This window comes from Pseudomonas sp. 8O (assembly GCF_902506495.1).
Lineage (GTDB): Bacteria > Pseudomonadota > Gammaproteobacteria > Pseudomonadales > Pseudomonadaceae > Aquipseudomonas > Aquipseudomonas chaetocerotis.
The window spans coordinates 984,771-1,010,273 of the sequence record NZ_LR733264.1; the positions used below are offsets into that span (position 1 = coordinate 984,771).

24 protein-coding genes and 4 tRNA genes are annotated in these 25,503 nt (G+C 63.3%); 11 read left to right on the top strand and 17 right to left on the bottom strand.

The features are described 5' to 3' along the window. Window positions 1-127: 127 nt before the first annotated feature. Complete coding sequence (acnA, locus tag GV002_RS07255; RefSeq protein ID WP_160017706.1) at window positions 128-2,869, bottom strand: aconitate hydratase AcnA; 2,742 nt, start codon at window positions 2,867-2,869, stop codon at window positions 128-130. A gap of 256 nt (window positions 2,870-3,125) precedes the next feature. On the opposite strand from acnA, the gene rlmM reads away from it, so the two are divergent. Beyond that, entirely contained in the window at window positions 3,126-4,181 is a 1,056-nt protein-coding gene (gene rlmM / locus GV002_RS07260; protein WP_160017707.1) for a 23S rRNA (cytidine(2498)-2'-O)-methyltransferase RlmM, read from the top strand. A gap of 185 nt (window positions 4,182-4,366) precedes the next feature. Further along, window positions 4,367-4,618, top strand: a complete 252-nt coding sequence (gene tusA / locus GV002_RS07265; protein ID WP_037050659.1) for a sulfurtransferase TusA — start codon at window positions 4,367-4,369, stop codon at window positions 4,616-4,618. Between the two features lie 91 nt (window positions 4,619-4,709). Here tusA and GV002_RS07270 read toward each other — a convergent pair whose 3' ends face one another. Together GV002_RS07270 and GV002_RS07275 are read right to left on the bottom strand one after the other, a co-directional pair. Next, a complete protein-coding gene (locus GV002_RS07270) occupies window positions 4,710-5,783 on the bottom strand; it encodes a DUF3080 domain-containing protein (protein WP_160017708.1) in 1,074 nt (357 codons plus the stop codon). Window positions 5,784-5,822: 39 nt separating this feature from the next. Continuing rightward, a complete protein-coding gene (locus tag GV002_RS07275) occupies window positions 5,823-7,196 on the bottom strand; it encodes an MATE family efflux transporter (protein ID WP_160017709.1) in 1,374 nt (457 codons plus the stop codon). A 150-nt stretch (window positions 7,197-7,346) separates the two neighbouring features. On the opposite strand from GV002_RS07275, the gene pdxB reads away from it, so the two are divergent. The 3 genes from pdxB (at window position 7,347) to GV002_RS07290 (ending at window position 9,598) form a co-directional block, all read left to right on the top strand. Next, window positions 7,347-8,477 carry a 4-phosphoerythronate dehydrogenase PdxB gene (gene pdxB / locus GV002_RS07280; RefSeq protein WP_160017710.1) on the top strand — a complete coding sequence of 377 codons (1,131 nt, stop codon included), beginning with the start codon at window positions 7,347-7,349 and terminating at the stop codon, window positions 8,475-8,477. A gap of 180 nt (window positions 8,478-8,657) precedes the next feature. Then, the gene (locus GV002_RS07285) at window positions 8,658-9,143 is read left to right on the top strand and encodes a glutathione peroxidase (protein WP_021490593.1); all 486 of its coding nucleotides are present in this window, start codon (window positions 8,658-8,660) and stop codon (window positions 9,141-9,143) included. After that, entirely contained in the window at window positions 9,140-9,598 is a 459-nt protein-coding gene (locus tag GV002_RS07290; protein ID WP_160017711.1) for a MarR family winged helix-turn-helix transcriptional regulator, read from the top strand. Before GV002_RS07285 ends, GV002_RS07290 begins: the two co-directional genes overlap by 4 nt. On the opposite strand, the gene GV002_RS07295 is transcribed toward GV002_RS07290, so the two are convergent. After that, window positions 9,588-11,909 carry a response regulator gene (locus GV002_RS07295; RefSeq protein ID WP_160017712.1) on the bottom strand — a complete coding sequence of 774 codons (2,322 nt, stop codon included), beginning with the start codon at window positions 11,907-11,909 and terminating at the stop codon, window positions 9,588-9,590. The genes GV002_RS07290 and GV002_RS07295 overlap by 11 nt on opposite strands. Before the next feature lie 110 nt (window positions 11,910-12,019). Here GV002_RS07295 and GV002_RS07300 point away from each other — a divergent pair, with 110 nt between their 5' ends. Together GV002_RS07300 and GV002_RS07305 are read left to right on the top strand one after the other, a co-directional pair. Continuing rightward, on the top strand, window positions 12,020-12,910 hold the full coding sequence (locus GV002_RS07300) for an ATP-binding protein (RefSeq protein WP_160017713.1): 891 nt from the start codon (window positions 12,020-12,022) through the stop codon (window positions 12,908-12,910). Further along, window positions 12,907-13,389, top strand: coding sequence for a GAF domain-containing protein (locus tag GV002_RS07305; protein ID WP_160017714.1), 483 nt, complete (start codon window positions 12,907-12,909; stop codon window positions 13,387-13,389). The genes GV002_RS07300 and GV002_RS07305 overlap by 4 nt, the downstream gene beginning before the upstream one ends. Before the next feature lie 126 nt (window positions 13,390-13,515). Here the strand turns inward: GV002_RS07305 and GV002_RS07310 are convergent, their stop codons facing one another. Next, window positions 13,516-14,178, bottom strand: coding sequence for a glutathione S-transferase family protein (locus tag GV002_RS07310; RefSeq protein ID WP_160017715.1), 663 nt, complete (start codon window positions 14,176-14,178; stop codon window positions 13,516-13,518). 53 nt (window positions 14,179-14,231) lie between these two features. After that, a complete protein-coding gene (locus tag GV002_RS07315; RefSeq protein ID WP_160018898.1) occupies window positions 14,232-14,975 on the bottom strand; it encodes a hypothetical protein in 744 nt (247 codons plus the stop codon). A 243-nt stretch (window positions 14,976-15,218) separates the two neighbouring features. Here GV002_RS07315 and GV002_RS07320 point away from each other — a divergent pair. The 4 genes from GV002_RS07320 to GV002_RS07335 all read left to right on the top strand — a co-directional run bounded on the left by GV002_RS07320 (window position 15,219) and on the right by GV002_RS07335 (window position 15,596). Beyond that, a tRNA-Glu gene (locus GV002_RS07320) sits at window positions 15,219-15,294 on the top strand. A 15-nt stretch (window positions 15,295-15,309) separates the two neighbouring features. Beyond that, a tRNA-Gly gene (locus GV002_RS07325) sits at window positions 15,310-15,385 on the top strand. 45 nt (window positions 15,386-15,430) lie between these two features. Continuing rightward, window positions 15,431-15,506 (top strand) — tRNA-Glu (locus tag GV002_RS07330). 14 nt (window positions 15,507-15,520) lie between these two features. Continuing rightward, window positions 15,521-15,596, top strand: a tRNA-Gly gene (locus tag GV002_RS07335). 54 nt (window positions 15,597-15,650) lie between these two features. On the opposite strand, the gene GV002_RS07340 is transcribed toward GV002_RS07335, so the two are convergent. The 11 genes from GV002_RS07340 to GV002_RS07390 all read right to left on the bottom strand — a co-directional run bounded on the left by GV002_RS07340 (window position 15,651) and on the right by GV002_RS07390 (window position 25,433). Further along, window positions 15,651-15,941 (bottom strand): cyd operon YbgE family protein, encoded by a 291-nt coding sequence (locus tag GV002_RS07340; protein WP_160017716.1) that lies wholly within the window; start codon window positions 15,939-15,941, stop codon window positions 15,651-15,653. Continuing rightward, a complete protein-coding gene (gene cydX, locus GV002_RS07345) occupies window positions 15,934-16,047 on the bottom strand; it encodes a cytochrome bd-I oxidase subunit CydX (protein ID WP_074680445.1) in 114 nt (37 codons plus the stop codon). The genes GV002_RS07340 and cydX overlap by 8 nt, the downstream gene beginning before the upstream one ends. Before the next feature lie 11 nt (window positions 16,048-16,058). Next, window positions 16,059-17,198, bottom strand: coding sequence for a cytochrome d ubiquinol oxidase subunit II (gene cydB / locus GV002_RS07350; protein ID WP_160017717.1), 1,140 nt, complete (start codon window positions 17,196-17,198; stop codon window positions 16,059-16,061). Window positions 17,199-17,208: 10 nt separating this feature from the next. Beyond that, window positions 17,209-18,774 carry a cytochrome ubiquinol oxidase subunit I gene (locus tag GV002_RS07355; protein WP_160017718.1) on the bottom strand — a complete coding sequence of 522 codons (1,566 nt, stop codon included), beginning with the start codon at window positions 18,772-18,774 and terminating at the stop codon, window positions 17,209-17,211. Then, a complete protein-coding gene (gene cydP / locus GV002_RS07360; RefSeq protein ID WP_160017719.1) occupies window positions 18,771-18,983 on the bottom strand; it encodes a cytochrome oxidase putative small subunit CydP in 213 nt (70 codons plus the stop codon). Before cydP ends, GV002_RS07355 begins: the two co-directional genes overlap by 4 nt. A 164-nt stretch (window positions 18,984-19,147) precedes the next feature. After that, window positions 19,148-21,280, bottom strand: coding sequence for a sulfate permease (gene sulP / locus GV002_RS07365; protein WP_160017720.1), 2,133 nt, complete (start codon window positions 21,278-21,280; stop codon window positions 19,148-19,150). Next, window positions 21,277-23,016: a bifunctional protein tyrosine phosphatase family protein/NAD(P)/FAD-dependent oxidoreductase gene (locus tag GV002_RS07370; protein WP_160017721.1), complete on the bottom strand. Its 1,740-nt coding sequence runs from the start codon at window positions 23,014-23,016 to the stop codon at window positions 21,277-21,279. Before GV002_RS07370 ends, sulP begins: the two co-directional genes overlap by 4 nt. A gap of 10 nt (window positions 23,017-23,026) precedes the next feature. Then, window positions 23,027-23,890: an MBL fold metallo-hydrolase gene (locus GV002_RS07375; protein WP_160017722.1), complete on the bottom strand. Its 864-nt coding sequence runs from the start codon at window positions 23,888-23,890 to the stop codon at window positions 23,027-23,029. A gap of 202 nt (window positions 23,891-24,092) precedes the next feature. After that, window positions 24,093-24,377 (bottom strand): metal-sensing transcriptional repressor, encoded by a 285-nt coding sequence (locus tag GV002_RS07380; RefSeq protein ID WP_160017723.1) that lies wholly within the window; start codon window positions 24,375-24,377, stop codon window positions 24,093-24,095. Continuing rightward, on the bottom strand, window positions 24,374-24,922 hold the full coding sequence (locus GV002_RS07385; RefSeq protein WP_160017724.1) for a Tll0287-like domain-containing protein: 549 nt from the start codon (window positions 24,920-24,922) through the stop codon (window positions 24,374-24,376). Before GV002_RS07385 ends, GV002_RS07380 begins: the two co-directional genes overlap by 4 nt. A 103-nt stretch (window positions 24,923-25,025) precedes the next feature. Continuing rightward, window positions 25,026-25,433 (bottom strand): PA2817 family protein, encoded by a 408-nt coding sequence (locus GV002_RS07390; protein WP_059391521.1) that lies wholly within the window; start codon window positions 25,431-25,433, stop codon window positions 25,026-25,028. Window positions 25,434-25,503: the final 70 nt, after the last annotated feature.

Here is a 25,503-nt window from a genome sequence, read left to right on the forward strand (position 1 = left end):
AGGGCTGAATCCGTTTTCGGCGAGTGTAAACGCTTTTTGAACGGCGTCACGTTTCTGTCGCGGCGTTGGCCATCTCTGGCTCGACGGATAAGGAGGCCCTGCCGCCAGTGGCGGCAGGGCAGGTGCATCAGTTGGCGATCATCTGGCGCAGCACGTAGTGCAGGATGCCGCCGACCTTGAAGTACTCGACCTCGTTGAGGGTGTCGATGCGGCACAGCACTTCGACTTCCTCATGCGTGCCGTCTTCACGGGTGATGATCAGCGTCAGTGGCATCTGCGGGCGCAGCTCGACGCTTTCCAGCCCTTCGATGGCCAGCACTTCCTTGCCGGTCAGTTTCAGGCTGGTGCGGTCGATACCGGGTTTGAACTGCAGCGGCAGCACGCCCATGCCCACCAGGTTGGAGCGGTGGATGCGCTCGAAGCTTTCGGCGATCACCGCCTTGACCCCCAGCAGGTTGGTGCCCTTGGCCGCCCAGTCGCGGCTGGAGCCGGTGCCGTATTCCTTGCCGGCGATGATCAGCAGCGGCGTGCCTTCGGCCTGGTAACGCATGGCCGCGTCATAGATCGCCAGCTTCTCGCCGCTGGGCACGTGCAGGGTGTTGCCGCCTTCTTCGCCGCCGAGCATTTCATTGCGGATGCGGATGTTGGCGAAGGTGCCGCGCATCATCACTTCGTGGTTGCCCCGGCGTGAGCCGTAGGAGTTGAAGTCGGCCTGGGCCACGCCGTTATCGCGCAGATAGCGCCCGGCCGGGCTGTCGGCCTTGATGTTGCCGGCCGGGGAGATGTGGTCGGTGGTCACCGAGTCGCCGAGCAGGGCGAGGATGCGCGCCTGGCGGATATCGGTGATACGTGGCGGATCGCCGGCGATGTCCTCGAAGAACGGCGGGTGCTGGATATAGGTGGAGTCGCCCTGCCAGGCGTAGGTGTCGGCCTTGGGCACGTCGATGGCCTGCCATTTTTCATCGCCGGCGAAGACTTCGGCGTATTCCTTGCGGAACATGGCGGTGTTCACCTGGGCGATGGCCTGGGTGATCTCGGCCTGAGTCGGCCAGATGTCCTTCAGATAGACCGGTTGACCGTCCTTGCCGGTGCCGAGGGCGTCGCTCGTCAGGTCGAGGCGCACGCTGCCGGCCAGGGCGTAGGCTACGACCAGAGGGGGTGAGGCCAGCCAGTTGGTTTTCACCAGTGGATGCACGCGGCCCTCGAAGTTGCGGTTACCGGAGAGCACCGAGGCGACGGTCAGGTCGGCCTGGGTGATGGCTTTCTCGATGGGCTCGCGCAGCGGGCCGGAGTTGCCGATGCAGGTGGTGCAGCCGTAGCCCACCAGGTCGAAGCCGAGCTCCTCCAGATAGGGCGTCAGGCCAGCGGCATTGAAGTATTCGGTGACCACCTTGGAGCCGGGGGCCAGCGAGCTCTTCACCCAGGGCTGGCGCTGCAGGCCTTTCTCCACCGCCTTCTTGGCCAGCAGGCCGGCGGCCATCATCACGCTGGGGTTGGAGGTGTTGGTGCAGGAGGTGATGGCGGCGATCACCACGGCGCCGTCTTTCAGGCGATGGGTATGGCCGTCGTCCTCATAGTCGACTTCACCGCTCTGCTTGTCGCCGCCGACGGCGGTACCGCCGCCGCCTTCGCTGAGCAAGCGACCCTCTTCCTTTGCGGTGGGCTTGAGCTGCAGGCCGACGAAGTCGTCGAAGGCCTGGCTGACCTGGCCCAGTGAGACACGATCCTGCGGGCGCTTGGGCCCGGCCAGGCTGGCTTCGACGCTGCCCATGTCCAGGCTCAGGCTGTCGGTGAACAGTGGCTCTTCGCCTGGCTCGCGCCACAGGCCCTGGGCCTTGCTGTAGGCCTCGACCAGTTGCACGGTGGCGTCCGGGCGTCCAGACAGGCGCAGGTAACCGAGGGTGATGTCGTCCACCGGGAAGAAGCCGCAGGTGGCGCCGTATTCCGGGGCCATGTTGGCGATGGTGGCGCGGTCGGCCAGCGGCAGGTCGGCCAGGCCGTCGCCGTAGAACTCGACGAATTTGCCCACCACGCCCTTCTTGCGCAGCATCTGAGTGACGGTCAGCACCAGGTCGGTGGCGGTGATGCCTTCCTTGAGCCTGCCGCTGAGCTTGAAGCCGATCACTTCGGGAATCAGCATCGACACCGGCTGGCCGAGCATGGCCGCTTCCGCCTCGATGCCGCCGACGCCCCAGCCGAGCACGCCGAGGCCGTTGATCATGGTGGTGTGCGAGTCGGTGCCGACCAGGGTGTCGGGGTAGGCGAGGGTGACGCCGTCTTCCTCCTTGGTCCACACGGTGCGCGCCAGGTACTCCAGGTTGACCTGGTGGCAGATGCCGGTGCCCGGCGGCACCACGCTGAAGTTGTCGAAAGCGTGCTGGCCCCAGCGCAGAAAGGCGTAGCGCTCGCCGTTGCGCTGCATTTCCAGTTCGACGTTGTCATGGAAGGCGCTGGAGGAGGCGTAGCGGTCGACCATTACCGAATGGTCGATGACCAGATCCACCGGCGACAGCGGGTTGATCCGCTGTGGGTCGCCGCCGGCCTTGGCCATGGCGTCGCGCATGGCGGCCAGGTCGACCACCGCCGGTACGCCGGTGAAGTCCTGCATCAATACGCGCGCCGGGCGGTACTGGATCTCGCGGTCGGAGGCGCGCTGGTCGAGCCAGTCGACCATGGCTTGCAGATCCTGCGGCTGCACAGTCTGGCCGTCTTCGTTGCGCAGCAGGTTTTCCAGCAGGACCTTGAGCGACTTGGGCAGGCGGTCGATGTTGCCGAGGCGCTGGGCGGCCTCGGGCAGGCTGAAGTAGTGGTAGGTGGCGTCGCCGACTTTCAGTTCGCGGCGGCAGTTCAGGCTATCGAGGGAGGGCATTGCACATCTCCTTGGGCCCGCACGGTTCGGGCTGTGTCTGATGGCGGCAGACTTTCAAGCTAGTTCGGCTTGGGCAGTCTGGCTAGCGCATTTCCTTTATCGGTCGCTATACGCTGCCTGTTCTGGGTGGCCGGGCCTGATCGAAACGCGATGGCTGGTGGCTCCGTATCTGTAGGCAGCGCATATGTAGCTGGACAGGTTTAGCGGCTCGGGGTTCCGCTCTCGGGTATCATGTGCACCCCAAGGAGACCCTTTGATGAATACCCTGTTTCTGCATTGCCGCCCCGGTTTCGAAGGGGAGGTTTGCGCCGAGATCACCGACCTCGCCGCACGCCTGGACGTACCAGGCTACTCCAAGACCAAGCCCGGCAGCGCGTGCGCCGAGTTCGTCTGCAGCGAGGCGGCCGATTGCGAGCGGCTGATGCGCAGCGTGCGTTTCAATCAGATGATCTTCCCGCGGCAATGGGCGCGCGGGGCCTACGTCAGCCTGCCGGAGAGTGACCGTATCAGCGTGTTGCTGGAGGCGCTTGCTGATTATCCGGTGTGCGGCAGCCTGTGGCTGGAAGTGGTGGATACCAACGACGGCAAGGAGCTCTCGACCTTCTGCAAGAAGTTCGAGGCGCCGCTGCGCAAGGCGCTGCTCAAGGCCGGCAAGCTGGTGGACGATGCCAAGAAGCCGCGCCTGCTGCTGACCTTCAAGAGCGGTCGCGAGGTGTTCGCCGGCATCGCCGAGGCGGACAACCAGGCAATGTGGCCGATGGGCATTCCACGTCTGAAGTTTCCGCGCGAGGCGCCGAGCCGCTCCACGCTCAAGCTGGAGGAGGCCTGGCACCATTTCATTCCGCGCGAGCAGTGGGATCAGCGCCTGGCGCCGGGCATGACCGCCGTGGACCTGGGCGCTGCACCGGGCGGCTGGACGTGGCAGCTGGTCAATCGGGAGATCCGCGTTACCGCCGTGGACAACGGGCCGATGGCCGAAAGCCTGATGTACTCGGGTTTCGTCGTGCACCAGCGCGCCGATGGTTTCACCTTCCGACCGCGTCATCCGGTGCACTGGATGGTCTGCGACATCGTCGAGAAGCCGGCGCGTACGGCGGCGATGATCGAAACCTGGCTGGGCGAGGGGCTGTGCCGCGAGGCGGTGGTCAACCTCAAGTTGCCGATGAAGCAGCGTTACGCCGAAGTGCGGCGCCTGCTCGATCGCATCGAGTCGGGGCTGGTCGAGCGGGGTCTGAAGGTCAGCATCGGCTGCAAGCAGCTGTATCACGACCGTGAGGAAGTGACCTGCCACCTGCGTCGGCATGGCAAATGATGATCTGCGCGTAGCAGGCCGTTGAAAAACGTAGGCGACGACTGCATGGATGCAGGGGGTAGAGCGAAGCAGGAGGCCAAAGCCGAGGTGGTTTTTCAACAGCCTGTTAGGTCTCCGGACTGTGCGCGCAGGTGACCTGAAGGTCAGCTTTGCGCGACAATGCGCGCCTGTATGTGGAGCCCCTTATGTCCGAAGCCCTGACCCTCAATCACGATGACCTGCTCGATGCCAGCGGCCTGAATTGCCCGGAACCGGTGATGATGTTGCACAACAAGGTGCGCGACCTGTCGCCGGGCGGCCTGCTCAAGGTGATCGCTACCGATCCGTCGACCCGCCGTGACATTCCCAAGTTCTGCGTGTTTCTCGGCCACGAACTGCTCGGTCAGGCCGAGGAGGACGGCACCTACCTGTACTGGATTCGCAAGAAGACCGATTAGGCAGCGCATGCTGCATGTAGGGTGCGCCGTGCGCACCAGTGCTGTGCCTTGATCTGTTTTTGCCCGTGGTGATAGGTGCGCGTGGCGCACCCTACGGGGTTCCAGCGTCTTCCGCGTCGTTCCATCCCGCCTGTCCCGGCGCCAGGCCGCAGCTGTTCAGTAGCGCCTGCCAGGCCTTGACGTGACGCGCCGTGGCTATGCGGAAATCCTGCCATAACGAATCCTGCTCGCCGGCCAGTCTCTGCAGGTGCTCGCGGGTGGCGGTGGGAATACCGTCGATGCGCTGCAATTGCAGCAGCGCCGCCTGCCACTGCTGGCCACGCTGATCGACCTGAGCCAGATAAGGCTGCAGGCCGCCAGCGTAGAACTTGATGAAGATGTTCTGCAGGATGCGCCCGCGCGGCGTCGCCTGGCCCAGCGGGCAAAGTGGGCGGTTCTGCTGGCGTTGCTCCAGCAGTTCGCTGCCGGCGTCGAGGTTGTGGCGCAGGCTGGCCAGGCTGGTGATCAACTGGCCGCCTTGCTCGCTGGCGTAGAGGGCGAAGAACAGCGGCTCCAGCTGATCGGCGCTCGGCGGTAGCTGCGCGGGTAGGGCGGCGCCGATGCTGGCCAGCCGCTGCAGTGCGTCCAGTGCGGCGCTGTCTTCCTGCGTGTCCACCGGCAAGGCCTGGTCGGCGAAGCGCAGGTAGTCTTCGAACTCAGGGCTGCCGTTGAGCGCATTCCAGAACACTGCAGGCAGTTGCTGACGCTTGTCGCTGGCCAGACGCTGCAGCGTGGCCTTCAGGCTGGAGTCGTCCTGCAGATGGGGCAGGCAGTCTTCGATGGCGCGCAGCAGATCGCCTTCATAGCCCAGCCGTTGGCTGGGCATCAGCTGCTTGCCCAGGCTGCTATTGCGCTGGCTGATCAACTGCTGCAGGTGCGGACAGCGCCGCGCGTCGATGACCAGATCGAGCAGGCCGATACGCAGTTCGGGGATGTCCGAGGTTCGCTCGCGCCTGGCGGGCAGGCGGTACTGACTGATACTGCGACTGTTCAGCGAGCTGACGTCCGGCGCATCGAGCGAGCGCTGCAGGCGTTCGAGGTAATCGCTCTGCAGGGCCAGGCCATCGTTAGCTGGGCCACAGCCAGCGAGCAGAAGGAAGCAGAGGAGCAGGGCAGGTCGAATCATGCGCTCAGTCTAGAGCTGATTTCCTGCCTATCCAATCACTCAGGCAGCCCGGCGAATGCGCTTGCGCGCGCTGCGCGCCAGGCGAACGGTGAGCATCGCGGCGGCGCAGGTCAAGCCGACCACCAGGCCCTGCCAAAGGCCGCTGGGGCCACTGGGTTCGCCGAACAGGTCGGACAGCCCCAGCGCATAACCCACCGGCAGACCGATGCCCCAGTAGGCGAATAGCGTCAGCAGCATGGTGATGCGCGTGTCCTGGTAGCCACGCAGCGCGCCTGCGGCGGTCACCTGGATGGCATCGGAGAACTGGAACAGCGCCGAATAGACGATCAGCGTTGCCGCCACGGAGATCACCGTCTTGTCCGGGGTGTAGATCTGCGCGATCTGTTCGCGCAGCAGGAACATCAGGCTGGCCGATACGCAGGCGTAGCCCAGCGCCGCCGCCATGCTTACCCCGGCAGCGAAGCGCGCCTCGCGCGGCTGACCACGGCCCAGCGCCTGGCCGACGCGCACGGTGGCGGCCATGGCCAGCGAGTAGGGAATCATGAACACCATGGAGCTGAAGTTCAGGGCGATCTGGTGCCCGGCGACCACGGTGGCGCCGAGGCCGCCGATCAGCAGGGCGATCACCGCGAAGATGCTCGATTCGGCAAATACCGCGATACCGATTGGCACGCCAATGCTCAGTAGGCGTTTGATCACCGTCCACTGCGGCCATTCGAAGCGGGTGAACAGCGAGCTGGCGCGGTAGTAGGGCGCCCATTTCACCCAGACCAGCATGCCGATCAGCATGAAGCCCATCACCAGCGCGGTTGCCCAGCCGCAGCCGACACCGCCCATGGCCGGCAGGCCGAACTTGCCGTAGATGAAGATGTAGTTGGCGGGAATGTTCAGCAGCAGGCCGAGAATGCCCAGCACCATGGCCGGGCTGGTGTGGCCGAGACCATCACTGAAACAGCGCAGTACGTGATACAGCGCCACTGCCGGGAAGCCGCAGGCGACCGCGCGCAGGTAACCCATGGCGGGGGTGATCAGCTCCGGGTCGATGTTCATGGCGCGCAGGATGAATTCGGCGTTCCACAGCAGGGTCGCGGCGCTGCCGCCGACGGCCAGCGCCAGCCAGAGTGCCTGGCGCACCAGCGGGCCGATTTCGGCCTCTGCGCCAGCGCCGAAGCGCTGCGCGACCTTGGGTGTGGTGGCCAGCAGGATGCCGGTCATCAGCAGGAAGACCGGCACCCAGATCGAATTGCCCAATGCCACGGCGGCCAGATCCTGCGGGCTCACGCGCCCGGCCATCAGCGTATCGACGAAGCCCATGGCGGTATGCGCCAGTTGGGCGATGATGATGGGCGTGGCCAGGATGAGCAGGCTGCGCAGTTCCGTGCGCACGCGGCCAAGGCGGGTGTCGGTAGACATTTCGACTCTTCGGGATGGCAGGAAACCGCGTAGTCTACGCCTTGACGTGTCGGTCAGGAAAGCGCGATCTGTGCCTCTGTCTGGCGGCTCTCGAGGCGACGCTGAGGTGTCGGCTGACTTAGAATGGAAGCCTGCCCGATGGAGCCTGCCATGCACATAGTCGCCGACGAGAACATTCCCCTGCTCGATGAGTTCTTCGCTGCGTTCGGCAGCATTCGCCGCTTGCCCGGGCGCGGCATCACAGCGGCCGATGTGCGTGATGCCGACCTGCTGCTGGTGCGCTCGGTGACGCAAGTGAACCGCGCCTTGCTCGAAGGCAGCCGGGTGCGTTTCGTCGGCACCTGTACCATCGGCACCGACCACCTGGATCTCGATTACTTCGCCGAAGCCGGCATCGCCTGGAGCAGTGCCCCCGGTTGCAATGCTCGTGGCGTGGTGGATTACGTGCTGGGCAGCGTGCTGACCCTGGCCGAGCGCGAGGGCGTAAACCCGGCGGCGCGCGTTTACGGTGTGGTTGGTGCGGGGCAGGTCGGCGGGCGTCTGGTCACTCTGTTAGAGGGGCTGGGCTGGCAGGTGCGCGTGTGCGATCCGCCGCGTCAGGCTGCCGAGGGCGGCGACTTCGTCAGCCTGGAGCAGATCATCGACGAGTGCGATGTGATCAGCCTGCACACGCCGCTGGACGCTTCGACGCGGCATCTGTTCGGTGCGACTCGCCTGGCGGCATTGAAGCCAGGAACCTGGTTGATCAACGCCAGCCGTGGTGCTGTGGTGGACAACACCGCGCTGCGCAGCCTGTTGCCGCAGCGGCCTGATCTGAAGGTGGTGCTGGATGTCTGGGAAGGCGAGCCGCAGGTCGATGTCGAGTTGGCTGCCATGTGCCAGCTCGCTACGCCACATATTGCCGGCTATAGCCTGGACGGCAAGCTGCGTGGTACGGCGCAGATCTACCAGGCCTGCTGCCGGGCACTGGGCGTTGCCGAGCAGGTGAGTCTGGCCGATCTGTTGCCTTCGCCGTGGCTGAGCGAGCTGAGCATCGACGGCAGCGCGGACCCGGCCTGGGCCTTGGCCAGCCTGTGCCGCGCGGTGTACGACCCACGCCGCGACGATGCGGATTTTCGCCGCAGCCTGGCCGGCGATGCCGATGCCCGTCGCGCCGCCTTCGACCGCCTGCGCAAGCACTACCCGATGCGCCGCGAAATCGATGGCCTGCGGGTGCGTATTCAGGGCGATGCACCGCAGTTGGTGGCTCTGGTGCGAGCGTTGGGCGCGACCACCATGTAGGGTGCGCCGTGCGCACCGACCGATATCGTAATGCCCCGCGGTGCGCACAGCCTAGGCGGCCCCGCGACACCCTACGATAGTGCGCTATCGATGCGCCTTATTTTGCATTTATTAAATTGCATGCAATTTAATTGCTCGCTACTTTGTTCGTCACTTCAGGCCCATTCAGGACGACTTCCCATGAGCAACGCACTTTTCGATATTCCGGTCACCACCATCAAGGGCGAGCAGAAGACTCTGGCCGACTTCGGCGGCAAGGCTGTGCTGGTGGTCAATACCGCCAGCAAATGTGGCTTCACCCCGCAGTACAAGGGCCTGGAGAACGTCTGGCAGCAATACAAGGACAAGGGCCTGGTGGTGCTCGGTTTCCCCTGCAACCAGTTTGGCAAGCAGGAGCCGGGTGACGAGGGTGCGATCTCCGAGTTCTGCGAGCTGAACTTCGGCGTCAGCTTCCCGCTGTTCAAGAAGGTCGACGTCAATGGCAGCGATGCTCATCCGCTGTTCGTGCAATTGAAGAAGCGCGCACCGGGTCTGCTGGGCAGTCAGGGTATCAAGTGGAACTTCACCAAGTTTCTGATTGGCGAGGACGGCAAGGTGGTCAAGCGCTTCGCCCCGACCACCAAGCCTGAAGAATTGAGCAGTGAGATCGAAGCCCTGCTGAAATGAGCGCTTTCGATACCGCCGGGCTGCAGCTGGACAATCAGCTGTGCTTCAAGCTCTACGCCGCCTCGCGTGCGGTGATCCGTGCCTACAAGCCGATGCTCGACGCACTCGGGCTGACCTACCCGCAATACCTGGCGATGCTGGTGCTGTGGGAGTGGCAGGAGCGGGCGCCCGAGCAACCGACGCTCAAGGCGCTTGGGCAGCGTTTGCAGCTCGACTCCGGCACCCTGACGCCGCTGCTCAAGCGCCTGGAGCAGATGGGCCTGGTGCAGCGTCGTCGCGCGCAGACGGATGAACGCGAGGTGCATCTGGCCCTGAGCGACGCTGGCAGGGCGGTGCAGGCTCAGGTCCTGCCACTGAAGGCGCAGTTGCTCTGCCAGTTCGGCGATCAGGATCTGCTGGAAATGGAAGGGCTGCGGCGCAGCCTGGATCGACTGCTGGCTCGGCTCAGCGACTGACCTCATCGGGCAGCCAGGTGTCGAGCATGACTGCCAGCTCTTCACGGCGGAAGGGTTTGGCCAGGTAATCGTTCATGCCGGCAGCGCGGCAGCGCTCGCGCTCGTCGGACAGCGCATTGGCGGTCAGGGCGACGATGGGCAACTCCGGCCAGCGGCCATTGCTGCGGATGCGTCGGCTGGCTTCGTAGCCATCCATCACCGGCATGTTGCAGTCCATCAGGATCAGGTCGATTGGCTCCTGCTCCAGCACCTCCAATGCTTCCGCGCCGTGTGCGGCGATCAGCACCTGATAGCCGAGCTTGGCCAGCATGCCTTTGGCGACCATCTGGTTGACCGGGTTGTCTTCGACCAGCAGCACGCGCGCCGTACTTTCCCGCGCGGGTTGCGCCTGGGCGCTGCTGTGCAGGTCGCCGTCTTCGCTGTGCAGGATATGCCGCAGCACCTGCAGCAGGCCGTTGCGCGCCAGCGGGCGGGCGATCTGCAGTAGCGGCATGAGGCGCTGCGCCTGCTCGTGTGGCAAGAAGTTGCCATAGGCGGTGACCAGCAGAACCGGCGTGCTGATCGCCGGGCGCATACCCAGCAGGCATTCCGGGCAATCGCTGATCAACAGGTCGGCATCCACACCGTGCAGGCTGGCATCGGTATCCAGGCGCTGATAACTCAGGCCCCAGGTTGGCAGCCACTGGCTGAGCATCTGCTGCAGGCCGCTACTGGCCGGTGTCATGGCCACGATGCGGCCTTGTAGTGACGGTTGTGAGCTGGCTTGAGCATGGGCGGGCAGCGGCAGTTGGGCGCAGAACTCGCTGCCGAAGCCCTCTTTCGACTGCAGCGTAAGCTGGCCTTGCATCGCTTCGCACAGGCGTCGCGTCAGCGCCAGGCCGAGTCCGGTGCCGCCGTATTCACGGGTGATGCCCACTTCGGCCTGGGCGAAGGGCTGGAAAATGCGTGCTTGAGCATCTTCTGCGATGCCGATGCCGGTGTCGCGAACGCGAATGCTGATGCCTTCCTGACTGCAGGCGACGATCAGGTCGACGCGGCCGAAACGGGTGAATTTGAGCGCATTGGACAGCAGGTTGCTGACGATCTGGCGCACCCGTGTCGGGTCGCCCAGCACCTGGGTCGGCAGTGCCGGATCGATCAGGCAGGTCAGCTCTACCGCGCTAGCGGCATTCTGTGACAGCAGGCTGGCGGTTTCCTCGGCCAAGGCGCCGAGGTCGAAGGGAATTTCCTCCAGTTCGAGCTGGCCTGCTTCGAATTTGGACAGGTCGAGAATGTCGTTGAGCAGTTCCACCAGCACCTTTCCAGAGTCATGGGCGATGCCCAGTTGCTGGCGCTGTTCGGCGCTGAGCGGGCCGTCCAGGGCCAATGCGAGCATGCCCAGCAGGCCGTTGAGCGGCGTGCGGATCTCATGGCTCATGTTGGCCAGAAAGGCCGAGCGGGCCTGCGCCATGTTCAGGGCGGTGGTGCGCGCCACCTCCAGTTCGCGGTTGGACTGGCTGAGGCGGGCGTTGGTGGCCTTGAGCTCGGCAGTGCGCGCCGAGACGATGTTTTCCAGTTCGTTCAGGTACTGGGTCAGGCGGTCTTCGGCGTTGCGCCTTTGCTCGATCTCCAGGGCGATGCTCGACAGCTGGCGGTTGGTGACCTCCACCAGGGTGCCGATCTCGTCGCGCTCGTGGCCCTTGGGGCAGGGCACGGGGCGGTGCTGTGGGTCCTGCGGGTTACGTTCGCTGAGTGCACGAATCACCCCGGTCAGGGGCTTGGTCAGCATGAAATAGAACAGCACCAGCAGAATCAGCGACAGCAGCAGGCTGCGCGCGAAACCGGTGAGCAGAGTCAGCAGTGAACGTCTGAGAAAGTGACTGCCGAAGGCGTAGGTGTCGACTTCCAGGCGCAGAAAACCCAGGGCTTCGTTGGGCGCATGGCTGACGTGGAGCGGGTCCTGGAACTGCCGCTGAGCGCCGAACAGGCTGTCGCTGAATACCCGATAACGGCTTTCGCTACGTGGGCGGCTGACGCTGGCCAGGGCCAGGCCGCTGTTGTCGATCAGTTCGGCGCGGGTCACCGCGGGTGAGCGCAACAGGCCGAGGACCAGCTCCTGGGCCAGTTCTGCGTCGATGTTGTAGGCGATGCGGGCGGCGGGGTTGTGGCTGATTTCCAGCAGCGCGCGAATCTCGCGGTTGATGGACGCCTCTTCGCTGGCATAATCGACCGCCACCTGGGTGACGCTCAGCAGCGTACCAAGGATAAACGCCACCAGGACGGTCAGGCCGGCCTGTTTGAACGACAGGCGATTGGTGAGCGAAATGTCCATAAATGCGTGCGTGGTCTCTGATCCCTGGGCGCCTGCAAAGCATAGCTGATAGCGACCCTGTACTGGCAGAGCCTGCAACGTGCGGTTCTGCGCAAAAGGAGTAGTAGATCGTGGATTCCCGGTTACTGGATTTTCTTGCCCGCGCCGAGCAGGTGCTGGAGCGCATCGAGCCCTTGTTGCCCGCACTGCGTCCGCACGTGGACTGGAGCAAGTGTGTGGCGGCGCGCTGGGTGCGTGATGGTCGCAGTGGCTACCTGATGCCGCTGGATGTCAGCCTCGACCTGTCGCTGAGCGACCTGCTGGGTGTGGACGCCCAGCGCGAGCAACTGGCGCGTAACACCCGTCAGTTCGTCAGCGGCATGCCGGCCAACCACGCCTTGCTTTGGGGGGCGCGCGGCACCGGAAAGTCGTCGCTGGTGCGCGCCTTGCTCGCCGAACACGCCAAGGCCGGCCTGCGTCTGATCGAAATCGAACGCGATCACCTGGCCGACCTGCCGCGTGTGGTGGAGTTGCTGGCCGGGTTGCCGCAGCGTTTCGTGCTGTTCTGCGACGATCTGTCGTTCGAAGCGGGCGAGGGCGACTACCGGGTGCTCAAGAGCGTGCTCGACGGCTCGATGGAGCAGGCGCCGGATAACGTGCTGCTTTACGCAACCTCCAACCGTCGGCATCTGGTGCCCGAGCATCAGAGCGATAACGAGAACTGGAAGCGGGTCGACGGCGAGCTGCACCCCAACGAGGCGGTGGAGGACAAGATCGCGCTGTCCGACCGTTTTGGCCTGTGGCTGTCGTTCTATCCCTTCAGCCAGGATCACTTTCTGCTCGTCGTGCGTCACTGGGTTGACGTGCAGGCGCGTCAGGTCGGGCTCGACTGGAGCTGGGACGAGGCGCTGGAGAAAGCCGCCATTCGTTGGGCGCTGGGCCGCGGTAACCGCAATGGCCGCTGCGCCTATCAATTCGCCCGCCACTGGGTCGGGCTGCAACTGCTGGAGCAACAGGCATGATCGATCTTTCTCAGACGGGTGGTGATCTCAACGGTTACCCGCTGCTGAGTGCACAATTGCAGGCATTGCTTAGCGGCGAGCGCGACTTCATCGCCAATGCTGCGCAGTTTTCCGCCTTCCTGTTTCACGAGTTGGCCGACCTGAACTGGGCCGGCCTTTATCTGGTGAAGGATGGCGAACTGGTGCTCGGCCCGTTCCAGGGCAAGGTGGCCTGCGTGCGCATCGCCTTCGGTCGTGGTGTCTGCGGCGCCGCAGCGGCCAGCCTGCAAACGCAGCGAGTCGAGGATGTGCATGCCTTCCCGGGACACATTGCCTGCGACAGTGCATCGAACAGTGAGCTGGTGGTGCCTCTGGTCAAGGAAGGGCGCCTGATCGGCGTGCTGGATCTGGACAGCCCGTCGGTGGGGCGGTTCACCGAGGTGGATCAGGCCGGTATCGAAGCGCTGGCAGCGATATTCCTGGCCGCCAGCGACTGCTGAATACGCCTTTGGCGATGCGCGGAGCCTCGATCCGGTAGGGTGCGCCGCGCGCACCGCTGGCTTGAGACGTCGCCGAAGCTGATTTCGCAATAGGTGCGCACGGCGCACCCTGCGAAGCAGGCGTGTTCAGCGCTTGGCGCCGATCTTCTCCAGTGTGCGCAGTTCACGCGGCAGCAGTTGCTGTGTGGATGTGCGGGCCTTGATGCGCTCGTAGTGCGCCAGCAGGTTCGGCCAGCGGCCGGCATCCAGGGTTTCCCCGCCGTGCTCCATGTTGATCAGTTGGCTGGCCAGCGCCAGGTCGGCCATGGACAGTCGTTCGCCAAGGAAGTAGGGCGCGTCACCCAGCGTGGCCTCGAAATAGTCGAAGTGATTGGGCAGCTTGTCCTTGAGCGTCTGCTGCACCTTTTCCTCATCGCATGGCTGGCCCATGGTGGCTTTCAGCACGCGGTTGCGAAACACGGTGAAGGTGCACAGCGGCGCCAACTCGTAGTCCGCGTATTTTTCCAGCCAGCGTACCTTGGCACGTTGCTCCGCACCGTCGCCATACAGCGGCTTGTGCTCTGGATAGCGCTCCTCCAGGTACTGGCAGATGACGCTGGAGTCCGCCAGCTTGAGGTCGCCATCGCGAAAGGCGGGAATCCGGCCTAGCGGATTGAGCTCGCGAAACCAGTCCGGCTGGCCGAAGGGCATGACCACTTCGAGCTCGTAATCCAGGCCCTTTTCGATCAGGCACAGGCAGAGTTTGCGGACGAAGGGGGACAGGGGTGCCCCATAAACGGTCAGGCTCATTGCAGCTCCTATCGGCGGTCAACGTGGTTGACTGAGCGAAGGCGGTCGTTTGCTCAGTCGTAGATGTTCTTCTTCTTCCAGTCGTCTTCCAGGTCCTTCAGACCTTCGGTCAACTGGCTGGGTTCATCCGCTGTGGGGGCGCTGTTGTTGAGCACCATGGCATTAGCGCGCGCCAATTGCTCTTCGAAACGCTTGAGCTGCGTCTGATAAGGGGCCGGGTCAGGTTGCTTGCGCAGGTACTGCACGCCGCGTTCGAAGGCCAGGCGGGCCTGGCCAGGTTGGTTCTGCTGCATGGCCGTCTGGCCCAGGGTGCTGAAGAACTCGATGTGCACAAGCACCAGCATCTGACGAATCTGCTTGAGCCAATGCTTGCCATCGTTGGCGGGCAACAGGCCACCCTGTGCCGAGCTGGTGATCAGGGCGTGCAGGTTTTCCAGCAGGAAACGTACATCCTTGGCCTTGGCTTCGTTGGCGATGGGTTGTGGTGGGTTCTTCACCGGGATGGATTCGCCCTGAGCGATCTGGGCCTTGAGGGTGTCGATATCGTTCTGCAGTTTGGTGTTGTGCTTGTCCAGCGGTAGCAGGCGTTCGCTGACTTGCAGCTGCAACTGGCTCAGCAGCAGCTTCAGCTGCGGTGTCATCAGCTGTCCAGGCATGCGTTCGGAGATATCCTGGCAGCGACGAATGCGGTCGAGCAGATCAGCGCGCTGGCGCGCTTTCTCCAGCTTGCTGTTCTCGACGGCGTGGTTGATGTAGGCAATCACCATCAGCAGGGCGATGCCGCCGACGATCAGCATGGTTATCACGAGTGCGGACACTGCTTGGGACCTCTCGAGAATCGACTTTTCGACCGAGTGTAGTGGCTTGGCTGCATGGCTCCTAGTGGCATATCGATTTATGGGCTGAAGTCTTTGATTTTAAAAATTTTTTAGAGAGAGGTTGACGACCCTCGAAAGGCTCCATAGAATGCGCGCCACTTCCAGCGCAATGCTAGAAACAGAGCGAAGGAAGCCGGAAAGTTGCTTGATGTTCCGGGGTGTGTCCCCTTCGTCTAGTGGCCTAGGACACCGCCCTTTCACGGCGGTAACAGGGGTTCGAGTCCCCTAGGGGACGCCACTTTCAAGCTGTAATGCGGGAATAGCTCAGTTGGTAGAGCACGACCTTGCCAAGGTCGGGGTCGCGAGTTCGAGTCTCGTTTCCCGCTCCAAAATTTGGAAATGCTGCTTCGGCAGGATTTCAAACGAAGTTCCAGGTCCCCTTCGTCTAGTGGCCTAGGACACCGCCCTTTCACGGCGGTAACAGGGGTTCGAGTCCCCTAGGGGACGCCACTTCAAGTTGTACCGCGGGAATAGCTCAGTTGGTAGAGCACGACCTTGCCAAGGTCGGGGTCGCGAGTTCGAGTCTCGTTTCCCGCTCCAAATAAACGAAAACGCCGCTCAATCGAGCGGCGTTTTCGTTTCTGTCGTTAGTGTTCAGGCTGACTGCGCCAGATACAGCAGCGCATAGCCCAGCCCACACAGGCCCCAGCCCAGCCAGGGCGAGAACAGGGCGCGCCACAGCCAGTGGCGCGGGGCGAAGCCCACGCCGTGGATGAACGCGTTGGACACGCCCCACATCACCAGCATCAGCAGCGAATGGCTATAGCGCCCCTGGCTGTCGAGCATGGCGCCGGGATGGATCAACAGCAGCAGCGCCATGGGCGTTGCCAGCAGCCAGGAGAGCACGCGCAGTGGCGCGCGCTCGCTCAGGGTGATGTCACTCATGCTCTCTCTCGGTGTCGAGATCTTGCGTGGTTTCCAGCCAAAGGGCATTGATGATGCCGAAGCTGCTGGCCAGCAACACGCCAAGAATCCAGGTGAAGTACCACATCGCGTTTCTCCTCAATACAGGCCGTGGGGGTTGGCTTCGATGCTGCTGTCGTTCAACGTGCCCCACATGCGGATGTAGCTCCACAGGGTGTAGAGCAGGATGATCGGCACGAAGATGCAGGCAACGACGAACATGATGCCCAGGGTCTTGTGGCTCGACACCGCGTCCCACACGGTGAGGCTGGAGGCCGTATCGAGGCTCGACGGGAAAACGAAGGGGAACAGGGCGAAGCCGGCGGTGCAGATGGCGCCAACGATCATCAGGCTGCTGCCTGCGAAGGCCAGGCCAGCGCGGCGCCAGGTGCTGGCGAGAATCGCCAGCAGTGCGCCGATTACGCCGAGCACGGGAGCGCCCAGGGTCAGTGGGTAGCGACTGTAGTTGCCGAGCCAGCCGGCGTTGTCGGCCAGCACCTGCTTGTTCAGAGGGTTCAGTGCGGCGCCGGTATCGACGACGCTGGCCAGGCTCATGCCCTTGATGCCGAGCGCCAGCCAGCTACCGGCCAGCAGGAAACCAACCAGGAATACCAAGGCGCTGAGGTAGGTGGCACGGCGCGAGCGTGCTGCCAGGTCACCTTCGGTGCGCAGCATCAGCCAGGCGCCGCCATGGGTGCAGAGCATGCTCAGGCTGACCACGCCACAGAGCAGGGCGAAGGGGTTGAGCAGGGCGAAGAAGGAGCCGTGGTAACTCGAGCGCATCATGCCGTCGAGCTGAAACGGCAGGCCGAGGAACAGGTTGCCGAAGGCCACGCCGAACACCAGCGCCGGTACCGCGCCGCCTACGAACAGGGCCCAGTCCCAGGCGCTGCGCCAGCGGGTGTTTTCCAGCTTGCTGCGGTAGTCGAAGCCCACCGGGCGGCAGAACAGGGCGAACAGCACCAGCAGCATCGCCCAGTACAGCCCGGAGAAGGCCACCGCGTAGACCAGCGGCCAGGCCGCGAACAGTGCGCCACCAGCGGTGATGAACCACACCTGGTTGCCGTCCCAGTGCGGGGCGATGGTGTTGATGGCGACGCGGCGCTCGTTGTCGGTCTTGCCGACGAAGGGCATCAGCGCCATGGCGCCCATGTCGAAGCCGTCGGTCAGGGCGAAGCCGATCAGCAGTACGCCGATCAGCACCCACCAGACGAGTTTCAGGGTTTCGTAATCGAACATGACGAAGTCCTCAGGCTTGGGCCGGTTGCTGTTGCTCGAAGTGGTAGCGTCCGCTGTGCAGGCTCGACGGGCCGAGGCGGGCGAACTTGATCATCAGGTACATCTCCACCACCAGCAGCAGGCTGTAGAAGGCGATCAATGCGATCAGCGAGCCCCAGACGTCACCGGCCGACAGGCTGGAGGTGGACAGATGGGTGGGCAACACTTCACCGATCGACCAGGGCTGGCGGCCATGCTCGGCCACGTACCAGCCGGTTTGCGCGGCGATCCAGGGCAGTGGCAGACTCCACAGCGCCCACTTGAGCAACCAGGGTTTGCTTTCCTCGTTCTTCTTTGCCGAGGCCCAGAAAGCGCAGGCGAACAGCGCCAGCATGAGAAAGCCGCAGGCGACCATGATGCGGAACGTCCAGAACAGGCTGAACACGTTGGGAATGGTGTCCAGCGCCGCCTGTTTGATCTGCGCTTCGCTGGCATCGACCACGTTCGGCGTGTACTTCTTCAGCAGCAGGCCGTAGCCCAGGTCGTTCTTCACTTCGTTGAAGGCAGCGAGGGTCGTGGCCGACTTGTCGCCACCACGCAGCCGTTCCAGCAGTTCATAGGCGGTCATGCCGGTGCGAATGCGCGCCTCGTGCTCGATGAGCAGGTCCTTGATGCCCTTGACTTCCTTGTCCAGCGAGCGGGTGGCGATCAGGCCCAGGGCGTAAGGGATTTTCACGGCGTAGTCGGTACGCTGCTCATCCTGATTGGGTAGACCGAACAGGGTAAAGCCGGCCGGTGCCGGGTGGGTATCCCATTCGGCCTCGATGGCGGCCAGCTTGGTCTTCTGTACGTCGCCGATCTCGTAGCCGGATTCGTCACCGAGGACGATCACCGAGAGAATGGACGCAAGGCCGAAGGCCGAGGCGATGGCAAACGAGCGGCGGGCGAAACCCAGGTCGCGTTTCTTCAACAGGTAGTAGCTTGAGATGGCCAAGACGAAGATCGAGCCGGTAACGTAGCCAGCAGCCACGGTATGCACGAACTTGACCTGCGCCACCGGGTTGAACAGCAGTGCGCCGAAGTCGGTCAGCTCCATGCGCATGGTCTCGAAGTTGAACTCGGCGCCCACCGGGTTTTGCATCCAGCCATTGGCGATCAGTATCCACAGCGCCGAGAGGTTCGAGCCAATCGCTACCAGCCAGGTGACGGTCAGGTGCTGCAGCTTGCTCAGGCGATCCCAACCGAAGAAGAACAGGCCGATGAAGGTGGACTCGAGGAAGAAGGCCATCAGTCCCTCGATAGCCAGAGGTGCGCCGAAGATGTCGCCAACATAGTGGCTGTAGTAGGCCCAGTTGGTACCGAACTGGAACTCCATGGTAAGGCCGGTGGTGACGCCCAGTGCGAAGTTGATGCCGAACAGCTTCCCCCAGAACTTGACCATGTCCTTGTAGACCTGTTTGCCGGTCATCACGTAGACCGACTCCATGATCGCCAGGAGGAAAGCCAGGCCCAGGGTCAGGGGGACGAAGATGAAGTGATACATCGCTGTCATGGCGAACTGCAGACGTGACAGATCGACGACTGATTCCGAGATCATCTCGGTTGCTCCTCGGTGGGTATTGAAGACGGGGTGGGTTGACCGAACAGGTGCCGCTCGACGCGCTGTTGGCCGTCCTTGGGTACTGTTGGTTCGTTGAACCAGATGGCCTTGATGCCCAGCAGCAGAGTCAGCTTGATCAGCAGGATCACAGTGATTTCGCGTACCAGCGGAATGCGCCAGGGGGAGGGGGGATTACGTTCGGGCATCTCGATGCTCCGGGTTTACCGGCGCAGACCCTGAGGCTGCGCCGGTAGGATGAGTATTTCCTGATGTTACAGGATACTCATGGGGGTATGTAGTGGCTGGAGTTGATGCAGGTCAGGGGAATGATGATTCGTGAAGGATTTCTGGATCAAACTCCCTCGGTGGCTTAGTCGAACGCCGGTAGCTCTGGGGACAGCAGCTCGTGTCCAGCGGCTTGCCAGGCCTCGATGCCGCCACTCAACGACAGCACGTTGCGATACCCCATTTCTCGTAGAGCGTCGGCAGCCAGAGCCGAGCGACCGCTGTTCTTGCAATAGAGGACCAGCTTGAGCGTGCGATCGGCCAGTTGCGGATCGTTGCCCAGCTTGAATTCCAGCAGTCCTCGGGGAATGTTGATGGCGCTAGGAATGTGCGCAGCGTTGTATTCATCCGCCTCGCGCACGTCGATCAGCAGGTCGGCATCGCGGATAGCAGCCTCGGCTTTCTGTAGATCGACTTCCTTGATGCGGGTCTTGGCGGCGAGCACCAGATCATGAGCACTTTTCATGAGGATTACCTTGCTTGGACAGTGTCTGGGGGATTGCGATGTTGGCACCGGGGCGAGCTGCTTGAGTGCCTCAAACTGGCTAATGAACACCTGGCCGCCGAAGGTTTCCAAAAAGTCGGAGCGACGTAGCTGATCCATCACCGGCCCCTTGACCTCGGACAGATGCAGCTGCACGCCGGCGGTGTGCAGGCGCTCGACGATGGCGTGTAGCGAGTCCAGGGCGCTGGCGTCGATCAGGTTGACCCCCGAACACATCAGTACCAGATGGCGTACCTGCGACCGGCTGGCGATCAGTTCGCCGATACGGTCTTCCAGGAAGCGGGCATTGGGGAAATACAGGCTTTCATCGACGCGCAGCGACAGGACGCTGGGTGACTCGATCACGTCGAAGCGCTCGACGTTGCGAAAGTGTTCGCTGCCCGGCACCTGACCGACCACGGCGATATGTGGCTGGCTGGTGCGCCAGAGAAACAGCAGCAGCGATAGACCGACGCCGATCAGAATGCCGGCCTCGACGCCGATCAGCAGCACGCCGAGCAGGGTGGCGATTTGAGCAGCGCCATCCTGGCGTGAGTAACGCCAAGTGTGTTGCAGTGATTTGAAGTCGACCAGGCTGAGTACGGCAACGATGACGGTCGCTGCCAGCACGGCCTGTGGCAGATCGTGCAGCTGCGGCGTCAGTAGCATCACGCTGAGGCCGATGCCGATGGCGGTGAACACACCGGCCATGGGCGTCTGGGCGCCGGCATCGTGATTGACTACCGAGCGAGCGAAACCGCCGGTGACCGGGAAACCACCGCTCAATGCCGCGCTGATGTTGGCGGCACCGAGGCCGAGCAGCTCGTTGTCCGGCTGTATGCGCTGGCGCCGTTTGGCCGCGAGGGTCTGGCCGACGGAGACCGATTCGACGAAGCCCACCAGGCTGATCAACAGCGCCGCGGGCAGCAACTGCATGGCCAGATCGAGATCCAGTGTCGGCAGCGTCAAGCCTGGCAACCCCTGTGGCACCAGACCGACGACCTTGACTCCGGCTGGCTCCAGTTGCAGCAGGCCGACAGCGGCAATGGCCACGATGATCGCCAGCACCGGCCCGGCCTTGGCCAGGTTACTGGCCACTTGCGGCGACAGGCCAAGGCGTTGCAATACCCGTTTCAGATGGGTTCTGGCCCACCACAGCCACACCAGGGTGAGTGCGCCGATAACCAGCGTCGGCCAGTTCGTATCAGGCAGCGCAACCAACAGTTGTGGCAACAGGTGTGGCAGGTTCTCACCGGAGGCCGAAACCCCGAGCAGGTGCTTGAACTGGCCGACGGCGATCAGAATGCCGGAAGCGCTGATGAAGCCTGACACCACCGGATGGCTGAGAAAGTTGGCGATGAACCCCATGCGCAGCATGGCCATGGCTGCCAGCAGCAGCCCGCAAAGCAGCGCCAGGAGCATCGCCGCGCCGATGTAGGCCTCGCTGCCGAGGGGAAACAGTGGTGTCAGGGTGGCAGCGGTCATCAACGAAACCACTGCTACCGGACCGACCGCCAGGGTGCGACTGGAGCCAAACAGGGCGTAAGCCAGCAGCGGCAGGATGCTGGCATATAGACCGGTCACCGGAGGCAATCCCGCGAGCATGGCGTAGGCCAGACTTTGTGGAATCAGCATCAGGGTGACGATCAGCGCGGCGAGTCCGTCCTGTGCCGCGCTGCCCCGGTCGTAGCGTCGACCCCATTCCAGGCAGGGCAGCCAGTGGTTCAGTTTCATTTCTGCTCCTTGCCGAAATCACAGGCTGCCGGTGCCTCGACTGCCAGCGGTTGGTGCGGCAGATGCTTGGGCTCGGCCAGCCACTCGCGACCACGCAGCATCAGGTCGAAGTAGATGCTTGGCATCATCCGCACCTTGAGATCCCAGGCCAGGCGCCTTGGCACTGCAGGATCCAGTGGGAAGGTGGGCAACAGCTTGCCGCCGTAACCGAACTCGGCCAATACCACCTTGCCGCGTTCCACCGTCAGCGGGCAGGAGCCATAACCATCGTAGATCGCTTGCGGGCCTCTGCCGGCCAGCACGGCCAATACGTTCTCGGCAACCACGGGTGCCTGTTTGCGCACCGCAGCGGCAGTCTTCGCGTTGGGCGCGGCGCAAACGTCGCCCAGGCTGAAGATGTTGCCGAAGCGCGGGTGGCGCAGGGTCTCGTGATCGGCCTCGACCCAGCCGTCCGCACCTGCCAGCGGGCTTTGACGAACGAACTCCGGTGCCTGTTGCGGCGGTACGGCGTGAAGCATGTCGAAGGTTTTCTCGATCACCCGTTTCTCGCCATTGGCATCGACCTGAGTGAACCAGGCTTTGCGGGCAGGGCCGTCTACGGCGGTCAGAGTCGTACCGAAGCTGAGTTGCGCGTTGTAGCGCTCGACGTATTTCATCAATGGTGGCACGAAGGCAGGTACACCGAAGAGCACGGCGCCGGCCGAGCAGAACTCGACGTCTATCTGCGGCAACACGCCCTGTTTCAGCCACCAGTCGCACGACAGGTACATAGCCTTCTGTGGTGCGCCGGCGCATTTGATCGGCATCGGTGGCTGGCTGAACAGTGCGCGGCCCTTGCGCAGGTTCTGCACCAGTTGCCAGGTATAGGGCGCCAGTTCGAACTGGTAATTGGAGGTCACGCCATTCTTGCCCAGGGTTTCCTTCAATCCTTCGACGCCGTCCCAATTCAGGCTCAGGCCGGGGCAGACGATCAGCACGCGGTAGTTCACCCGATTGCCATCCTCGAGCACTACGCGCTGCTGGTCCGGCTCGAAACCGGCCACGGCGGCGCGGATCCAGTGGGCGCCGTGAGGAATGCAGCGCGCCATTGGACGCTCGGTGCGGGCACGGTCGAAGATGCCTGCGCCAACCAGCGTCCAGCCCGGTTGGTAGTAGTGCTGCTCACGTGGCTCGAGTAGGGCGATGCGGAGGTCGGCATTGCGCTTCAGCAGGCTGGCGGTCACTGCGCAACCAGCGGCGCCGCCACCCACCACCACCACGTCATAGCGTTGCGTCGGCGTATTGCTCGGTTGCGCCTGGGTAAGCGGCGCCTGCTGCCAACGTTGCTGCAGGCGCGCAGCGAGGCCGCTGAGGTCATAACCCTGTGCGCTGGCAGTGCTCAACAGTACCTGAGGATCGAGATGATGGGCTTCGCTCAGCGCCCATAGGCTGGTGGAGCGGGTGCCGGTACGGCAGAACGCCAACAATGGGCCGCGTATCTGTCCGAGCAGGGCGCTGAAGGCATTGACGTCCCCATCGTTGATCTGCCCGGACGTTACCGGCAGGTAGTGGTAGTCCAGGCCGCTGGCCTTGGCCGCGGCAGCCATTTCGGCGGAGCTGGGTTGGCCTTCGCCTTCACCGTCGGGGCGGTTGTTGATCACGCTGCGAAAACCGGCAGCGGCGAGCATGCCCATATCACCAGGTTGCAACTGGGGCGCTACGGCGATGAAGGGAGTCAGATGCTTGAGCGATTCCATGATGACGACCTCAGAGTACGTCGAGGGGGATCTTCAGGTAGCGGGTGCCGTTGTCTTCGGCCGGCGGCAGCTTCCCGGCGCGCATGTTGATCTGCACCGAAGGCAGGATCAGGTTGGGCATGCCCAGGGTGGCGTCACGCTTGCGCCGCATGGTGACGAAATCAGCTTCGGCGATGCCCTGGTGAACGTGGATGTTGTGCGCGCGTTCCTCGGCCACCGTGGTCTGGTTGCGGTAGTCGTCGCGGCCCGGCGCCTTGTAGTCGTGGCACATGTAAAGGCGGGTTTCGTCCGGCAGGGCGAACAGTTTCTGGATCGACTGGTAAAGGATGTGTGCGTCACCGCCGGGAAAATCGCAGCGCGCGGTGCCGTAGTCAGGCATGAACAGAGTGTCACCAACGAAACCGGCATCGCCGATCAGGTAGGTCATACAGGCCGGGGTATGGCCGGGCGTATGAATGGCTCGTGCCTGCAGTTCGCCGATGCGGAAGGAGTCGCCGTCGTGGAACAGGCGGTCGAACTGGCTGCCATCTGTGGCGAACTCGGTGCCGGCGTTGAACAGCTTGCCGAAGGTATTCTGTACCACGGTAATGTGCTCGCCGATGGCCAACTTGCCACCCAGCTCACGCTTGAGATACGGCGCAGCGGACAGATGGTCGGCGTGCACGTGCGTCTCCAGCAGCCACTCGACGTGCAGGCTGCGCTCCCGGACGAAGGCCAGGATGCGGTCTGCGCTGGTATGCGAGGTGCGTCCGGCGGCAGGGTCGTAGTCCAGTACCGAGTCGATGATCGCGCAATGCCGAGTGGCCGGATCGATGACGACGTAGCTGTAGGTGTAGGTGGCAGGGTCGAAGAATTCGACGACATCGGGGTGCATGGTCAGGCTCCTCTAATATACCCGTGGGGGTATTTAATTAAGATTGAGCGTAACTGTTTTTTGGTTCTATGCTTAGATTAAAATCGAATAATAAAAAAGACCTTGTTCGGCTCAGCTATAATCCTTTCGCAAGCCTTTTCAGTGCCTGGCCTGCGCGGGATCGCCAGGTGTCGGCGCGCACGAGCGGCGCGCCGGGAGCGCATCAGGTGTACTTCGTGAATATCTCGCGCACGCGTTGCAGTGAGGCGTCAATGTCTTGCTCGGGGTCGAGCATGGCCTCTTCTATCAGGCAGGTCAGCATCAGCCGGTAGGACTTGTCCAGTGCGCTGCGCGCCGCCGAGAACTGCTGGGCGATTGCGGCGCAGTCTTCACCGCGCTTGATCATTGCCTGGATGCCGCGGATCTGCCCCTCGACCCGGGCCAGGCGCTTGAGCATCGCTTGCTGCTGCTCAAGCATGCGTACTTGCAGGTCGGTAGTCTCGGTCATGGAGCTTCCTGGGCAATGGGGCGGCTGAGGGTAAAGGCGCCGCGCAGTTCGCCGACCTGATAACCGCGGGCCTGATCATGCGGATAGTACTGGTCAATGGCCTCTTGTACCTCTGTTTTGATCGCCGTGCCGTGGCAGGCCAGGCAGGGTTCGCCCACGGCGATGGCCTGCATATAGCGGTACTGGCCGTCGACCTCTTCGCCATGGCGTAGCTCTTTCACCGGAGTACCGGCCTCGGCCGCGCTGGCGAAGCGTTCGAGCACGGCTCGCTCCCGGGCATCGGGAGCGTTGTCCGGATTGCGTACCTTGAGCGAGGTGCGGCCTAGTTGCCAGGCTTGCTGGCTGTGCTCGCTGGCGATCTGTGGCGCCAATGCCTGGCAGGCCCGCACCGCTGCGGTCGGTCCGCCCTCGGCGATGGCCTGACGGACCGTACCCAGCAAGTGCTCGGCGAATGGTGGGATCTGCGCCGCCGCCTCGTTTTGCCAGGGGGTAGCAGCTTGTGCGGCGGTGCAGGCGAGCAGGGTGGCGAGTAGAAGTGGGCGCATGATCGATTCTCATAAATACTGGTGGGGGTATTTATGCATGAAACATGAAGGCTGTCACCGCCGTCACCTGCGACATTCTGACCAATGAGGTGTTGGCAGTGGGTCAGTGCTTGGAGCCGTCGGTGGGCAGGGCCAGCAGTTGCTTTTCCTGGTTCCAGTCGAAGGGTTCGTCGTTCTCTTCGGCTTCGAAGCGACGCTCGTCGAGGGCTTGGTACAGGGCGATTTCCTCGTCGGGCATGAAGTGCAGGCAGTCGCCGCCGAAGAACCACAGCAGGTCGCGCGGCACCAGGTGGGCGATTTGCGGGTAGCGGTGGAAGACCTGGCTGATCAGGTCCTGGCCGAGGTACTGGCTGGATACCGGGTCGCTCGGCAGTTCGGCGAGCAGTTCGTCGTAGCGCTCGAGGAACAGGGCATGGCTGTCGTCGAGCACCTGCTCGGCTTCGCCCAGGGCGACGAGAATGCCGCGCAGGTGGTTGAGCAGGGCGAGGTGGTGTTCGAGATGGCTGGCCATGGTGCAGGTTCCTGAAGGGTAAAACGGGCGCAGGAGTATAGAGTTCCTGGCGCCCGCTGTCCTGCATAGC

Coding starts and splice junctions, on each gene's coding strand:
- acnA (WP_160017706.1), bottom strand. CDS start 2,869: ATGCCCTCCCTCGATAGCCTGAACTGCCGCCGCGAACTGAAAGTCGGC.
- rlmM (WP_160017707.1), top strand. CDS start 3,126: ATGAATACCCTGTTTCTGCATTGCCGCCCCGGTTTCGAAGGGGAGGTT.
- tusA (WP_037050659.1), top strand. CDS start 4,367: ATGTCCGAAGCCCTGACCCTCAATCACGATGACCTGCTCGATGCCAGC.
- GV002_RS07270 (WP_160017708.1), bottom strand. CDS start 5,783: ATGATTCGACCTGCCCTGCTCCTCTGCTTCCTTCTGCTCGCTGGCTGT.
- GV002_RS07275 (WP_160017709.1), bottom strand. CDS start 7,196: ATGTCTACCGACACCCGCCTTGGCCGCGTGCGCACGGAACTGCGCAGC.
- pdxB (WP_160017710.1), top strand. CDS start 7,347: ATGCACATAGTCGCCGACGAGAACATTCCCCTGCTCGATGAGTTCTTC.
- GV002_RS07285 (WP_021490593.1), top strand. CDS start 8,658: ATGAGCAACGCACTTTTCGATATTCCGGTCACCACCATCAAGGGCGAG.
- GV002_RS07290 (WP_160017711.1), top strand. CDS start 9,140: ATGAGCGCTTTCGATACCGCCGGGCTGCAGCTGGACAATCAGCTGTGC.
- GV002_RS07295 (WP_160017712.1), bottom strand. CDS start 11,909: ATGGACATTTCGCTCACCAATCGCCTGTCGTTCAAACAGGCCGGCCTG.
- GV002_RS07305 (WP_160017714.1), top strand. CDS start 12,907: ATGATCGATCTTTCTCAGACGGGTGGTGATCTCAACGGTTACCCGCTG.
- GV002_RS07310 (WP_160017715.1), bottom strand. CDS start 14,178: ATGAGCCTGACCGTTTATGGGGCACCCCTGTCCCCCTTCGTCCGCAAA.
- GV002_RS07315 (WP_160018898.1), bottom strand. CDS start 14,975: ATGCTGATCGTCGGCGGCATCGCCCTGCTGATGGTGATTGCCTACATC.
- GV002_RS07340 (WP_160017716.1), bottom strand. CDS start 15,941: ATGAGTGACATCACCCTGAGCGAGCGCGCGCCACTGCGCGTGCTCTCC.
- cydX (WP_074680445.1), bottom strand. CDS start 16,047: ATGTGGTACTTCACCTGGATTCTTGGCGTGTTGCTGGCCAGCAGCTTC.
- cydB (WP_160017717.1), bottom strand. CDS start 17,198: ATGTTCGATTACGAAACCCTGAAACTCGTCTGGTGGGTGCTGATCGGC.
- GV002_RS07355 (WP_160017718.1), bottom strand. CDS start 18,774: ATGATCTCGGAATCAGTCGTCGATCTGTCACGTCTGCAGTTCGCCATG.
- cydP (WP_160017719.1), bottom strand. CDS start 18,983: ATGCCCGAACGTAATCCCCCCTCCCCCTGGCGCATTCCGCTGGTACGC.
- sulP (WP_160017720.1), bottom strand. CDS start 21,280: ATGAAACTGAACCACTGGCTGCCCTGCCTGGAATGGGGTCGACGCTAC.
- GV002_RS07370 (WP_160017721.1), bottom strand. CDS start 23,016: ATGGAATCGCTCAAGCATCTGACTCCCTTCATCGCCGTAGCGCCCCAG.
- GV002_RS07375 (WP_160017722.1), bottom strand. CDS start 23,890: ATGCACCCCGATGTCGTCGAATTCTTCGACCCTGCCACCTACACCTAC.
- GV002_RS07380 (WP_160017723.1), bottom strand. CDS start 24,377: ATGACCGAGACTACCGACCTGCAAGTACGCATGCTTGAGCAGCAGCAA.
- GV002_RS07385 (WP_160017724.1), bottom strand. CDS start 24,922: ATGCGCCCACTTCTACTCGCCACCCTGCTCGCCTGCACCGCCGCACAA.
- GV002_RS07390 (WP_059391521.1), bottom strand. CDS start 25,433: ATGGCCAGCCATCTCGAACACCACCTCGCCCTGCTCAACCACCTGCGC.